We start from the raw sequence: 12,828 nt of genomic DNA, 5'->3' as shown, positions 1-12,828 counted from the left end.
CTTGATATGTCCGAATCAGTTGTTCCGTTCGCCCGACGGGGCCGGGTTCCGGGAACAGTTTTATCAGCGTTTTGCTGTTCAGTTTTCAAGGTTCATGTCCGCCGCTCCGAAAGCGACTTCTCTATTATAGCGGCGTGTCTCCGGCGAGTCAACCCCTATTTTTCAAGGTTTTAAATCATCGTCCGGCGGCTCTTCGCCGCGCCGCCCTCAAGCGACGTTTACTATCATAAGCGATTTACTTGCCACCGTCAACACCCTTTTTAAAAAAACTTCCCCGCCTGGACGGGGAATGTTCAGGGCGGCGTCCGGACCTCAGTCGGATCCGGACGCCGCACGGTAATAGCGGTGCTCAATCCGGCCGTCCTTGGCCGGCTCCTGGACCACTTCTATATACTCTTTTTCAATCAGGTATTCGATGAATACTTCCAGATCGGCGGAATAGTTTCGCAGTTCCTCCTGCTCATGAAGCTCCTGGATTGTCCAGACCGGACGCTCGGACATCACCGACACGATGTGGCGCGCTCCGTCAGCTGTCCGAGAATGGATGAAGAATTCGCCGGCAAGGAAAAGCAGTTCGAGCCGCTTTTCAAGCGTTTCATCGCTCAGCACTAGTTCTTCATAAAGTTTATAGATCGCCGGCTCGATCTTTTTCACCTGCGACCAGACCGTCACTTCCGGGAACAGGCCGCTTTCGATGACCGAAAGCCGGGCAAGTCCATGCAGGGAACGGACCACGTCATTGTAGGCGTCCAGATGGTTCTCCTGTTCGAAGAACATCCTTCCCTCCATATAGTGCCGGATGAGACGCGCAAATTCGAGTCCCATCTTGATCTGCCTTCCGTAGAACGGGAATTCTTTCATTTCCCTCTTGATTGTTTCTATATATTCATTGCGGTCGAACAAGACCCGTCCAAAGATGAGCCAGTCGACAATTTTACGGTTCGTGCCGAGAAGAAGCCATTTCTTCAGCTGTTTTTCCGAAATGATGTGCATGGCTGCCTTTTCGGGACCATCGGTGTAATGCTTTGTGTAAACAGGACGTTCGGCATCTCTTGCTATGATGAGCAGGATTGCATCGAATGTATCGGTCACCGGATCAAGCTTTCCCCTCTTTTCGACGAGAAGGACGGCAAGCGTATCCGGATCCCCCGCCCGCTCCTGGTAGATCGGCCGCAGCAGATGCTCCATGGGATGATTCCTCCTTTTCACATGTAGCAAGTTCGACACCGCCGCCCCGAATCCTTCTTTGCATCTTCGAAAAACGACGGTCTCCCTCAAATGTGCTATAGTATACGGGGATGCAGAGTCACTCTGGCTGGCCCCGACAAAGGGAGGAAAATCGGGAATGAAACCTTACAAGAATAAAATCAACCGGATCCGATCCTTTGCCCTCGCTCTGATTTTCATCGGGTTCGTCATCATGTACTTCGGGATCTTCTTTAAGAAATACCCGGTTGTCATGGTGATTTTCATGCTCCTCGGTCTCCTGAGCATCGTGGCAAGCACGATCGTCTATTTCTGGATCGGGATGCTCTCCACGAAAGCCGTGCAGGTTGTCTGTCCGAATTGCGGAAAGCCGACGAAGGTGCTCGGCCGTGTGGATATGTGCGGGCACTGCCGCGAGCCGCTCACGCTTGACCCTGAACTTGAAGGCAAGGAATTCGACGAATCCTATAACCGGAACAGACCGGCGCGGGAAGGCAAATAATCATAAAACAAAAACTCACGGGCCCGATCAGGGACCCGTGAGTTTTTATTTTCCGGCTTCACTGGACTGGCGCTGCCGTTTTCTTTTGTGTGCATTCCGGACAGGTTCCGTACACTTCCATCCGGTGTGCGTCCACTTCAAACCCCGTGACGTGGGCGGCAAGATGCTCCACTTCATCCAGGCCGGGATAATGGAAATCGACGATCTTTCCGCAGTCATTGCAGATGATGTGGTAGTGGTCATTTGTGACAAAATCGAACCGGCTGGAAGAATCGCCGTAAGGCAGTTCCTTCACGAGTCCGGCTTCACGGAAAACACGGAGATTATTGTATACAGTGGCTACGCTCATGTTCGGGAATTTATCCTCGAGCGCACGGTAAATGTCATCAGCAGTCGGATGGGACATTGATTTTACGAGATATTCAAGAATTGCATGCCGTTGGGGAGTGATCCGTACACCCGTCGTCTTCAACGTTTCCAGCGCTTCCTGCAGCACAGTTTCAGACATGGACATGCCCACCTCTTTTCATAAAGATTCCTTATTAATAATCGTTACAATAAGTTTATCGGAATCAGGGCAGGTTTGTCAATGAAGCCGCGCAGCGCCTGGCGGATTTCCTCCATGCCGGGCCGCCGATTCAGGAATGGAGGATGTCTTCGCTGCAGCCGAGTTTCATATTCACATAGCGGGCAGCGACAAACAGGAAATCCGACAGCCGGTTGAGATAGGCAATGACGTCTGGGTTCACATGACCGCCGAGTGAAATGGCCGCCCGCTCCGCCCTCCGGACGACCGTCCGCGCGAAGTGGAGCCCGGCCGCAGCCGGGTGTCCGCCCGGCAGGATGAAGTTCCGGAGCGCAGGCAGTTCGGCATCGTACTTGTCGATCCATTCCTCCAGCGCCCTGATTTCCTCCGGTTCAAGCGTCCATTTCACTTCTTTCCCTTCCGGAGTCGCCAGTTCGGCGCCGACATGGAACAGGGTGGTCTGGATGCGTCCGAACGCTTTCAACAGTTCATCTTTCTCTTCGAACTGCTCTCCGCGGAGATGGGAAACCCCCATTCCGATGGCGCTGTTCGCCTCGTCGCAAGTGCCGTACGCCTCCACGAGCGGGTCCGTCTTCGCCACCCGTTTTCCATAGATCAGGGAAGTCGTTCCCTTGTCGCCTGTTTTCGTGTAGATCTTCATCAGTATCCCCTCTCGGTGTCGATGAGATTGTCCATGTCACCCGCCTTGCCTTCAAGCCAGAGCTTCAGGTTCGGGATAAAGATGTCGAGCGAACGGTCCACGTATTTGCCTGAGAGAGAAGATGCGTGCGGCGACACCGTCACCTGATCCATCCCCCAGAACGGGTGGTCTTCCGGCAGGGGCTCCGTTTCAAACACATCGAGCACGGCGGCAGCCGGCCGCCCCTCGTTGAGCGCATCGATCAGATGCTGCTCGTCATACAGATCCCCGCGGCCGAAGTTGAGGAAAACAGCCGTGTCTTTCATCGACAGGAAGTGCTCTTTGTTCAGAAGCCCCCTCGTTTCAGGGGTGCTCGGAAGCACCGAGATGATGAAATCCATTTCAGGAAGGACATCGGTCAGTCCTTCGAATGAAAGCATCTCATCCATGTAGTCGGCCTTCCGTCCCGAACGGTTGCAGCCGTATGTCTTCACGCCGAATGCCTGAAGAAGGCGTCCGGCCTCGCCGCCGATAGCCCCGGGACCGAGGATGAGGGCGGTTGAGCCGCGGAGTTCCCGGCTGCCGGTCTTCTTGCTCCATTCCCTGCTCGCCTGCTGTTCATAAATCCTCTTCAGTCCCCTCTTTCCGGACAGGATGTGCGCAAGAATCGATTCGGCCATCGGCGTCTTGTGGATCCCCCTGACGTTCGTGACCGTGATCCCCCGCTTTGAAATCTCCTCCTGTGGAAGCTGCTCAAGGCCGGCCGAGGCAACCATGAGCCATTTCAGCGCCTCCGCCTTTTCAATATGGGCTGCGTCCAGGTCCGCCCCGTAGGTGACGATCACCTCGCTCGTCCCGATCGCCGGGTCGTCCGGCTTCCGGTCAAAGAGGAAATTCACATCCGGAAATGCCTCCTTCAGGCGCTGTTCATGGTGATCCTTCAACGGAAATAGAAATAAGATGTCCATTGCCCTTCCCCCTCGTCAGTTTGTCAGTTTGTCAGTTCTTTCAGTGTTTCAAGCGCTTCTTCCACATGCCCCTTGACGCTCACCTTTCTCCATTCCTTCACCACTGTCCCGGTGGGATCGATCAGGAATGTCGACCGCTCGATCCCCATATACTCCCGGCCGAAGTTCTTTTTGAGTTTCCAGACACCGTATGCTTCCGCTGCTTCATGTTCTTCGTCGACGAGCAGGCGGAACGGCAGGCCGTGCTTGTCGGTGAACTTTTCGTGGGATGCCGCGCTGTCCGGGCTGACGCCGAGGATAACCGCGTTCAGGGCTTCGAATTCACTGTTCCGGTCACGGAAATCGCAAGCCTGCGTTGTGCAGCCCGGTGTCTGGTCCTTTGGATAAAAGTAGAGGACCACATAGCTTTTCCCTTTGTAGTCTTCGAGCGAAACCGTTTTTCCGTCCTTGTCCTTCAAGGCAAAGTCAGGGGCGCTTAGCCCTTCGAGAGTTTTCTCCATCACTGATCCCCTCCTGTTTTCTTCATCGTACCGGAGCAGCCGGGGCGTGACAATTCTTTTGGTGTTCAGCGGATGCATTGCTACAATGATGGATGGACACTTTGAACGGAGGGATTCTCTTGAAATTGGAACGGACAAAATCAGAAGAAATCTACAGCGAAGCGCTTGAACATATCGTCGGCGGCGTCAACAGCCCGTCGCGTGCATACAAAGCGGTCGGCGGAGGCGCCCCGACGGTCATGGAACGCGCGGAAGGCGCATACTTCTGGGATGTCGACGGCAACCGATACATCGACTATCTGGCTGCCTACGGTCCGATCATCACAGGTCATGCGCATCCCCACATCACCGAGGCGATCAAGCATGCGGCCGAGACCGGCGTCCTGTACGGAACACCCACACGCCATGAAGTGAAATTCGCCAAGATGCTGAAAGACGCCATCCACTCCCTTGATAAAGTACGGTTCACCAACTCCGGGACCGAATCAGTCATGTCGACGATCCGGGTTGCCCGCGCCTATACCGGCCGGACGAAGGTGCTGAAATTCGCCGGCTGCTATCACGGCCACTCGGACCTTGTGCTCGTGGCGGCCGGTTCCGGTCCCGCCACGCTCGGCACGCCGGATTCGGCCGGAGTGCCGAAATCGATTGCCGAGGAAGTGATCACGATCCCGTTCAACGACTCGGATGCGTACCGGGAGGCGATGGATCGCTGGGGCGATGAACTGGCATGCATCCTCGTCGAGCCGATCGTCGGCAACTTCGGGATCGTCGAGCCGAATGAAGGCTTCCTGCCACTTGTCCATGAACTGGCGAAGAAACACGGCGCCCTTACCATCTACGATGAAGTCATCACGGCGTTCCGTTTCCACTACGGCGGCGCGCAGGATCTGCTCGGACTCACGCCGGATCTCACGGCACTCGGCAAGATCATCGGCGGCGGCCTGCCGATCGGGGCCTACGGCGGCCGCAAGGAAATCATGGATGAAGTCGCTCCCCTCGGCCCTGCCTACCAGGCCGGCACGATGGCGGGGAACCCGGCATCGATGCTGTCGGGAATTGCCTGCCTGGAAGTGCTCCGCGAACCCGGCGTCTACGAAGAGCTGGACCGTCTCGGCGAGATCCTGGAAAAAGGGCTTCTCTCCTCTGCCGAAAAACACGGTATGGACATCACGATCAACCGCCTGAAAGGCGCACTCACGGTGTTCTTCACGAAGGAGAAAATCGAAAACTACAAGCAGGCCGAAAATAGCGACGGGGAACAATTCGCCCGGTTCTTCCGTCTCATGCTGGAACGCGGCGTCAATCTTGCGCCGTCCAAATATGAAGCCTGGTTCCTCACGACCGCGCATACCGAAGAGGACATCCGGAAGACGATCGAAGCGGCAGACGCCTCGTTTGCAGAAATGGCACGCGGCTGAGGGGCCGGACGTCAACCGGCGGATTGATTTGGGTGCCGTTGTTCGGGTAAAGTATGTAAAAAGAGCGATTCGCACGGAAAGGAAAATTGTTGCATGAAACTCGGCGCACGAATTTTAAAGACGGGTGTCGCCATCATCCTGGCGCTGTTCCTGGCGCAGACTCTCCATATGCCGACTCCTCTGTTTGCCGGGATTGCGGCGATCTTTGCCATTCAGCCGTCGATCTACCGCTCTTACCGGACAATCGTCCAGCAGGTTCAGGGGAATATCATCGGCGCGGTGGTCGCGTTCGTTTTCGCCCTCATTTTCGGCGACCATCTCATCGGCGTCGGGTTTGCAGCGGTCGTCATCATCGCGATCATGCTGAAGTTCAAGCTCGAAAATGCCATCACGCTGGCGCTCGTCATGATGATCGGGATCATGGAGCTTCCGGGCAATGAGGATTTCGTCATGTACGCCATCCTGCGCTTTTGCACGATGCTCACCGGCATCCTCGCCGCCTTTCTGGTGAATATGCTGTTCCTGCCGCCTAAATATGAAACGAAGCTGTTCCAGTCGATCCAGACCACCGAGGATGAGATCATCCGCTGGACCCGCCTGGCGGGAAGGCAGGCATCCGAGCACTCGGCCACCCAGAAGGCGCTGAACAAAATTGACGGCCGCTACCAGAACATTGACCTGCTTTATTCATTGTTCAAGGAAGAACGCGGCTATACAAAGCATTTCATCCACCGCAAAGGCAGGAAGCTGGTCATCTACCGACAGATGATCCAGACCTCAAAAGGCGGCTATGAAGTGCTCAAGCGCCTTCATCAGTATGAAAATGAACTGCTCACCCTGCCGCCGCATTTCCGGATGATGATCCAGGAGCGGCTCGATGAGCTTCTCACCTATCATGAACAAATCCTGCTGAAGTTCGCCGGAAAGCTGAAAGACGAGCGGATGACCCGCTCCGGGATGGACTCTGCGCTCACGAGGCAGGAAGTGATGGACATTTTCGTCAAGGAAATTGCCGTCACGAAGGAAGAGGAAGAGTTTTCCGCCTACCACCTGCTTCATCTGCTGAGCTCGATCCTGCGGTATGAAGAGCACCTGGAGCACCTCGACCGGCTCATCGTCAGCTACGTCAAGCGGCACGGGGCCGAGATGGATGAGCGACTGAGGGAAGATGTTTATTGAACGGTACGGAAGCCGGATGAGGCCTGATCCGGCCCCGGTAAAACACAAAAACCGCGGAATGGGCAATATTGCCCGTTCCGCGGTTTTTTCTGTCAGTTTTTCATTCTCGGGTCAAGGGCATCCCGGAGCCCGTCCCCCATCAGGTTGAAGCCGAGCACCGTCAGCATGATCGCCAGTCCGGGGAAGATCATCGTCCACGGAGCATCGCGCAAGTAATTCCGTGCATCGGCAAGCATCTTGCCCCACTCGGGAGCGGGTGCCTGGGCACCGAGCCCGAGGAAGCCCAGGGCCGCTGCCTCAAGGATGGCCGTCGCGACAGCGAGCGTGCCCTGTACGATGACCGGCGCCATCGAGTTCGGCAGGATGTGGGAGAACAGGATCCGGGTGTCCCTCATCCCGATCCCCCTTGCAGCCGTGATGTATTCATCCTGCTTGATGCTGAGCACCTTCGAGCGGATGAGCCGGCCGAAGTTCGGGACATTGATGACCGCGATGGCGATCAGGGCATTGCGGAGCGACGGTCCGAGGACCGAGACGATGGCGATCGCCAGCAGGATCGACGGGAAGGCGAGCATGATGTCGAACAGCCGGGAAATGACCGTGTCGACCCATCGTCCGTAGTAGCCCGCGATGATGCCGAGCGCACTGCCGACGACAACCGATCCGATCACCGAGAAGAATCCGACCCAGAGCGAGATCCTGGATCCGTGGATGACCCGGGAGAGGATGTCGCGGCCGAGATCGTCGGTCCCGAACCAATGAGCGGACGACGGTGCCATCAGACGCTTGGTGATGTCCTGCTCGTTGATCCCTTCCGGTGCGATCAGCGGGCCGACGAGCGCAAGCGCGACGAAGAACAGGACGATGAATGCGCCCGCAAGCGCCGCCTTGCTCTTCTTGAACCCGGTCCATGCTTCGCGCCATGGGCCGGCTGTTTTGCCCTCCGGAATGTCCGGTGACTGGTTGGTGGCGAGCTGAGTCATGGCATTGTCCCTCCTTCAGTCGTATTTGATGCGCGGATCGACTACGCTGTACAGCACGTCGACGAGCAGGTTGATCATGACAAAGATGAATGCGACGACGAGGATGCCGGACTGGACCACCGGATAGTCGCGGAAACCGATTGCGTCATAGATATAGCGGCCGATGCCCGGCCACCCGAAGATCGTCTCGGTGAGGATCGCGCCGCCGAGCAGGATCCCCATCTGCAGGCCGATCACGGTGAGCACCGGGATGATCGCATTTTTCAGGGCGTGCTTGTACACGACGAGGAACATTTTCTGCCCTTTCGAACGTGCCGTGCGCACGAAGTCGGAGCGCATCACTTCCAGCATGCTGGACCGGGTCATCCGGGCGATGATCGCCATCGGGATCGTGGCGAGAGCTATGCCCGGCAGGATCAGGTGCCGGAGAACCTGGCCGAACTGGTCGAACCGGCCCTGGATCAGCGTGTCGATCACATAGAGGCCGGTGATGGCATGCACCGGATTCCTGACATCCTCCCGGCCGGTCGTCGGCAGGAGGTCCATCTCGATTCCGAAGACCCACTGCCCCATGAGGCCGAGCCAGAAAATCGGGACCGATACGCCGATCAGGGCAAGGATCATTGCCGTGTAGTCGAACCAGGAGTTCTGGAACCAGGCGGAGATGATGCCCGCATTGACCCCGATGATGACGGCGATGATCATCGCGAATACGGCCAGTTCGATCGTGGCGGCGAGATATGGCCAAAGTTCGTCCGCGACCGGCGAGCGGGTGCGGAGGGATTCGCCAAGGTCTCCGCGGAAGATGTTCATGAGAAATTCGAAGTACTGGGTGTACCACGGCTGATCCAGGCCGAGTTTGGCTTCCAGTGCGGCAACCGCCTCCTTGGACGCCTGCTGGCCGAGGATGACCTGTGCGGGATTGCCCGGGATGGCACGGATGATCATGAAGACAATGAATGTCATGCCGAGCAGGACCGGGATGAGCTGCAGCAGCCGCTTTCCGATGTATTGGAGCATTTGAACCACTCCCTGAGTTCAGTTTGCAAAGTCTTTTCAAACCCAAAGGGGGAGGACGTCAGCCGCCCTCCCCCTCATCCGTCACTTGAAATCCACGTTGGTCAGAATGTCCGAACCCGTCGGATGGGCTTTGAAGCCAGTGATGTCAGCAGAACCGCCGAGCAGCGGGATCGAGTGGGCAAGCGGGACCCAAGGAGCATCTTCGTGAACAATCTCCTGTGCCTTTGCATACAGCTCATTGCGCTTGTCTTCGTCCACTTCGGTCTGGGCTTCGATCAGGATGTCATGAAGTTCGGCATTGTCGTAGTAGGTGTAGTTGTTGCTGCCGATGCTTTCGCGGTCAAGGAGCGCATAGATGAAGTTGTCCGCATCCCCGTTGTCCCCGGTCCATCCGAGAAGGAATGCATCCGCCTCCCCCTTGCTCGCTTTTTCAAGGTAGGTTGCCCATTCATACGAAACGATGTTCGCTTTTACCCCGATGTCGGCCAGGTTTTTCTGGATGACCTCTGCCACCTTCTGGCCGTCCGGCATGTACGGACGCGGCACTGGCATTGCCCACAGGTCCATCTCGAAACCGTCCGGATATCCGGCCTCGGCAAGAAGTTCCTTCGCCTTCTCCGGGTCGAAGTCGTAGCCTTCGATCGCATCATTGTATCCGGATACGGACGGCGGAATCGGGTTCTTCGCGATTTCGGCCGCACCTTCGAAGAAGGCATCGATGATCGCCTGCTTGTCGATCGCATGGTTGAATGCCTGGCGGACCTTCGCGTCGCCGAACGGCTCGCGTGTGACCGTCATGCCAAGGTAGCCGATATTCATGGACGGACGCTCGAACAGCTGGAGATTGTCATCGCCCTCGATCGTGCCTGCGTCCGAAGGGTTGATGCCGTCGGCCAGGTCCACGTCGCCTTTGATGAGCGCGTTCAGACGCGCCGCATTGTCCGGAATGGACCGGAAGATGACGCGGTCAAGTTTCGGCAGACCGTCTTTCCAGTAGTCTTCATTCTTTTCGATCGTGATGGAGTCGTTTCGCTTCCACTCGACGAACTTGAACGGCCCGGTTCCGACCGGATTGTCGCCGAACTTGTCGCCGTCTTTTTCAAATGCGGTCGGGCTTCCGATCCCGAACATGGTCATGGCGACATTCTTCAGGAACGGGGCCTGCGGGCGCTTCAGCTTAAAGATGACCGTATAGTCCCCGTCCGCAGTGACAGAATCGATCACATGCCCTTCGTCTCCCTTGAACCCGCCGAACATCGACTGATAATAAGGGAACGTATCGGCATCTCCGTTTGCCCAGCGCTCAAAGTTCTTGACGACCGCTTCCGCGTTAAAATCGGTACCGTCATGGAACTTGACGCCTTCTTCAAGCTGGAACGTATACGTGAGACCGTCTTCGGACGCTTCCCATTCCTTGGCCAGGCCCGGGTGGATCGTCGTGTCCTGCTCGCCGAAGTTGAGGAGCGTTTCAAAGATGTTGGCTGCGACTTTCATCGATTCGCCGTCGGTCACAGACGATGGATCCAGAGAAACGGAATCCCCGCCGCGCCCGAAGACGAGCGTTTTGTTGCCTCCGCTTGAGCCGCCGTCCCCGCTGCCCTTTTCTCCCTCGCTGCCGCTGTCCCCCGATGAGCAGGCGGCAAGCATCATCGAGAAGACGAGCAGGACGATGAGCGACCATATTTTCCCCTTTTTCAAATTGACCCCTCCGTCACTAGAGTTTTATTATCATTGCCGTCCGCTTCCCCTCCATAGAGGTGGCAGGCGACAGAATGACCGGTATCGGTTTGCCGGAGAATCGGCACAGTCGTTATGCAGACGTCCATCCGGAACGGGCATCGTGTATGGAATGTACAGCCGGAAGGCGGGTTGGCCGGGCTCGGGATATCCCCCTCGAGCACGATCTGCTCCCGCTCGAAACCCGGATCCGGCACCGGAACGGCCGACAGGAGAGCCTGCGTATACGGATGGAGCGGCTTGTCGTAGAGCGCCTCGCTGTCCGCAAGCTCCACGAGCCGGCCGAGGTACATGACGCCGACACGGTCACTGATATGGCGCACGACGCCGAGATCATGCGCGATGAAAATATAGGTGAGCCCGAATTCGCGCTGAAGGTCCTGCATGAGATTCAGCACCTGGGACTGGATCGACACGTCTAGTGCGGACACCGGCTCATCGGCGATGATGAGCTTCGGGTTCGTCATGAGCGCGCGGGCGATCCCGATGCGCTGTCGCTGGCCGCCGCTGAACTGATGGGGATACCGTGAAGCGTGGTAACCGCTCAGCCCGACGATGTCGAGGAACTCGCGCACTTTCTTCTTGCGGTCGGCGGCATCCTTCACTCCGTGCACGATCAGCGGCTCCTCAAGGATCTTCCCGACGGTATGGCGCGGATTGAGGGAAGCAAACGGATCCTGGAACACCATCTGGATATCCCGCCGCACTTTCCTCATCTCTTCCGGACCCAGGCCCGTCAGTTCCCGCCCGTCGAACTCGATCCGTCCCTCCGTCGGTTCGAGCAGCCGCATGAGCATCCGCCCGGTCGTCGACTTTCCGCAGCCGGATTCCCCGACGATTCCGAGCGTTTCCCCCGGATACACGTCAAAACTCACACCGTCAACCGCCTTGACATGGCCTCTTACACGGCCAAGGGGCCCTTTTTTCACCGGGAAATATTTTTTCAGACCTTCAACTTTCAACAAGGGTTTCGTCATGTGCCGTCTCCTCCTTTTTGTCCCGGAGGAAGCAGCGGGCGAAATGGCCGGGTTGCGTGCCGTACAGTTCCGGGTCCTCCGCCGTGCAGCGGTCGAACCGGTACGGGCAGCGCGCAGCGAAGCGGCATCCGTGCCTGATGGCCCCGGGCCTCGGCACGTTGCCCGGGATCGGCTCCAGGCGCTCCTGTTTGAATCGCATGTCCGGAACAGATTTGAGCAGTCCTTCGGTGTACGGGTGCTGGGGATTGCGGAAAATCTCTGTGACGGGCCCCTCCTCGACGATCTGGCCTGCGTACATGACGATCACCCGCCCGCACGTTTCCGCCACGACGCCGAGATCGTGCGTGATGAGCAGGACCGCCGTATCCAGGCGCTCATTCAGCTTTTTCATGAGTTTCAGGATCTGGGCCTGGATCGTCACATCCAGCGCGGTTGTCGGCTCATCGGCTATCAGGATGTTCGGCTCGCAGACGAGTGCCATCGCGATCATCACCCGCTGGCGCATCCCGCCCGAAAGCTGGTGCGGATATTCGTCCATGATCTCCTCGACGCGGGGAAGTCCTACGAGCTTCAGCATCTCCGCCGCCCGCCGGCGCGCTTTCCTCTTGCCGAGATTCGTATGGATCAGAAGCGCCTCGGTCATCTGGCTGCCAATCGTGAACAGGGGATTCAGGGAGGTCATCGGCTCCTGGAAAATCATTGCGATGTCATTCCCGCGGACCTTGCGCATCTCCCGTTCCTTCAGTTTTGTCAGATCCCTTCCCCCGTAAAGGATCTCTCCTCCTGTAATTTTGCCGGGCGGGCTTGGGACGAGCCCCATGATGGAGAGAGAAGTGACGCTTTTGCCGCAGCCGGACTCCCCGACGATGCCGAGGATCTCCCCTTCATATAGATCAAAGCTGATGCCATCGACCGCCGGCACGATGCCCCCGTCCGTGAAAAAGGACGTCCGGAGCCCATTGACACTGAGCACTTTCGGTTTCCCGACCATGCCGTCCCCCCTTTTTTCTCTTCATTTTTCTGACTGTTCAGCGTTATCTTATTATACAAATGTTGTGCAAATATGCAAGAGGGCCCACTGAAGTCATACAACGTACATTCGGGGACATCACCGTTTCTCTTGGCGGCAGATCCCCCCGCATCACCGGCCGGACGGACTCCTTCTTCTC

General features: G+C 57.2%; 13 protein-coding genes. 3 read left to right on the top strand and 10 right to left on the bottom strand.

All coding sequences use genetic code 11. The features are described 5' to 3' along the window. Positions 1 to 312 precede the first annotated feature (312 nt). A complete protein-coding gene (locus tag B0B07_RS14620; RefSeq protein ID WP_076760072.1) occupies positions 313 to 1,188 on the bottom strand; it encodes a nucleotidyltransferase-like protein in 876 nt (291 codons plus the stop codon). Between the two features lie 157 nt (positions 1,189 to 1,345). On the opposite strand from B0B07_RS14620, the gene B0B07_RS14615 reads away from it, so the two are divergent. Then, a complete protein-coding gene (locus B0B07_RS14615) occupies positions 1,346 to 1,708 on the top strand; it encodes a YgzB family protein (protein ID WP_076760070.1) in 363 nt (120 codons plus the stop codon). Between the two features lie 58 nt (positions 1,709 to 1,766). Here the strand turns inward: B0B07_RS14615 and perR are convergent, their stop codons facing one another. The 4 genes from perR to bcp all read right to left on the bottom strand — a co-directional run bounded on the left by perR (position 1,767) and on the right by bcp (position 4,342). After that, positions 1,767 to 2,216 (bottom strand): peroxide-responsive transcriptional repressor PerR, encoded by a 450-nt coding sequence (gene perR / locus B0B07_RS14610; RefSeq protein ID WP_200805830.1) that lies wholly within the window; start codon positions 2,214 to 2,216, stop codon positions 1,767 to 1,769. Between the two features lie 130 nt (positions 2,217 to 2,346). Beyond that, on the bottom strand, positions 2,347 to 2,895 hold the full coding sequence (locus B0B07_RS14605; protein ID WP_076760068.1) for a cob(I)yrinic acid a,c-diamide adenosyltransferase: 549 nt from the start codon (positions 2,893 to 2,895) through the stop codon (positions 2,347 to 2,349). Then, positions 2,895 to 3,842: a D-2-hydroxyacid dehydrogenase gene (locus B0B07_RS14600; RefSeq protein ID WP_076760066.1), complete on the bottom strand. Its 948-nt coding sequence runs from the start codon at positions 3,840 to 3,842 to the stop codon at positions 2,895 to 2,897. The genes B0B07_RS14605 and B0B07_RS14600 overlap by 1 nt, the downstream gene beginning before the upstream one ends. Positions 3,843 to 3,865: 23 nt before the next feature. Next, positions 3,866 to 4,342, bottom strand: a complete 477-nt coding sequence (bcp, locus tag B0B07_RS14595) for a thioredoxin-dependent thiol peroxidase (RefSeq protein WP_076760065.1) — start codon at positions 4,340 to 4,342, stop codon at positions 3,866 to 3,868. A gap of 125 nt (positions 4,343 to 4,467) precedes the next feature. On the opposite strand from bcp, the gene B0B07_RS14590 reads away from it, so the two are divergent. Further along, positions 4,468 to 5,763, top strand: coding sequence for a glutamate-1-semialdehyde 2,1-aminomutase (locus B0B07_RS14590; RefSeq protein ID WP_076760109.1), 1,296 nt, complete (start codon positions 4,468 to 4,470; stop codon positions 5,761 to 5,763). Between the two features lie 93 nt (positions 5,764 to 5,856). Further along, a complete protein-coding gene (locus B0B07_RS14585; RefSeq protein WP_076760063.1) occupies positions 5,857 to 6,942 on the top strand; it encodes an FUSC family protein in 1,086 nt (361 codons plus the stop codon). Positions 6,943 to 7,034: 92 nt separating this feature from the next. On the opposite strand, the gene B0B07_RS14580 is transcribed toward B0B07_RS14585, so the two are convergent. From B0B07_RS14580 to B0B07_RS14560, 5 genes are all read right to left on the bottom strand, one after another. Continuing rightward, entirely contained in the window at positions 7,035 to 7,925 is an 891-nt protein-coding gene (locus B0B07_RS14580; protein WP_076760061.1) for an ABC transporter permease, read from the bottom strand. A 15-nt stretch (positions 7,926 to 7,940) separates the two neighbouring features. Next, complete coding sequence (locus B0B07_RS14575) at positions 7,941 to 8,945, bottom strand: ABC transporter permease (RefSeq protein WP_076760059.1); 1,005 nt, start codon at positions 8,943 to 8,945, stop codon at positions 7,941 to 7,943. An 81-nt stretch (positions 8,946 to 9,026) separates the two neighbouring features. After that, positions 9,027 to 10,643, bottom strand: a complete 1,617-nt coding sequence (locus B0B07_RS14570; RefSeq protein WP_076760057.1) for an ABC transporter substrate-binding protein — start codon at positions 10,641 to 10,643, stop codon at positions 9,027 to 9,029. Continuing rightward, complete coding sequence (locus tag B0B07_RS14565) at positions 10,640 to 11,659, bottom strand: ABC transporter ATP-binding protein (protein ID WP_076760055.1); 1,020 nt, start codon at positions 11,657 to 11,659, stop codon at positions 10,640 to 10,642. The genes B0B07_RS14570 and B0B07_RS14565 overlap by 4 nt, the downstream gene beginning before the upstream one ends. Continuing rightward, complete coding sequence (locus B0B07_RS14560) at positions 11,634 to 12,650, bottom strand: ABC transporter ATP-binding protein (protein WP_076760054.1); 1,017 nt, start codon at positions 12,648 to 12,650, stop codon at positions 11,634 to 11,636. Before B0B07_RS14560 ends, B0B07_RS14565 begins: the two co-directional genes overlap by 26 nt. Between the last annotated feature and the right edge of the window lie 178 nt (positions 12,651 to 12,828).

Origin of the sequence: Edaphobacillus lindanitolerans (genome assembly GCF_900156305.1) — a bacterium.
Classification (GTDB): domain Bacteria; phylum Bacillota; class Bacilli; order Bacillales_A; family Planococcaceae; genus Bhargavaea; species Bhargavaea lindanitolerans.
Note: the sequence above shows the minus strand (reverse complement) of the source record. Positions and strands in the feature narration are given on the sequence as shown.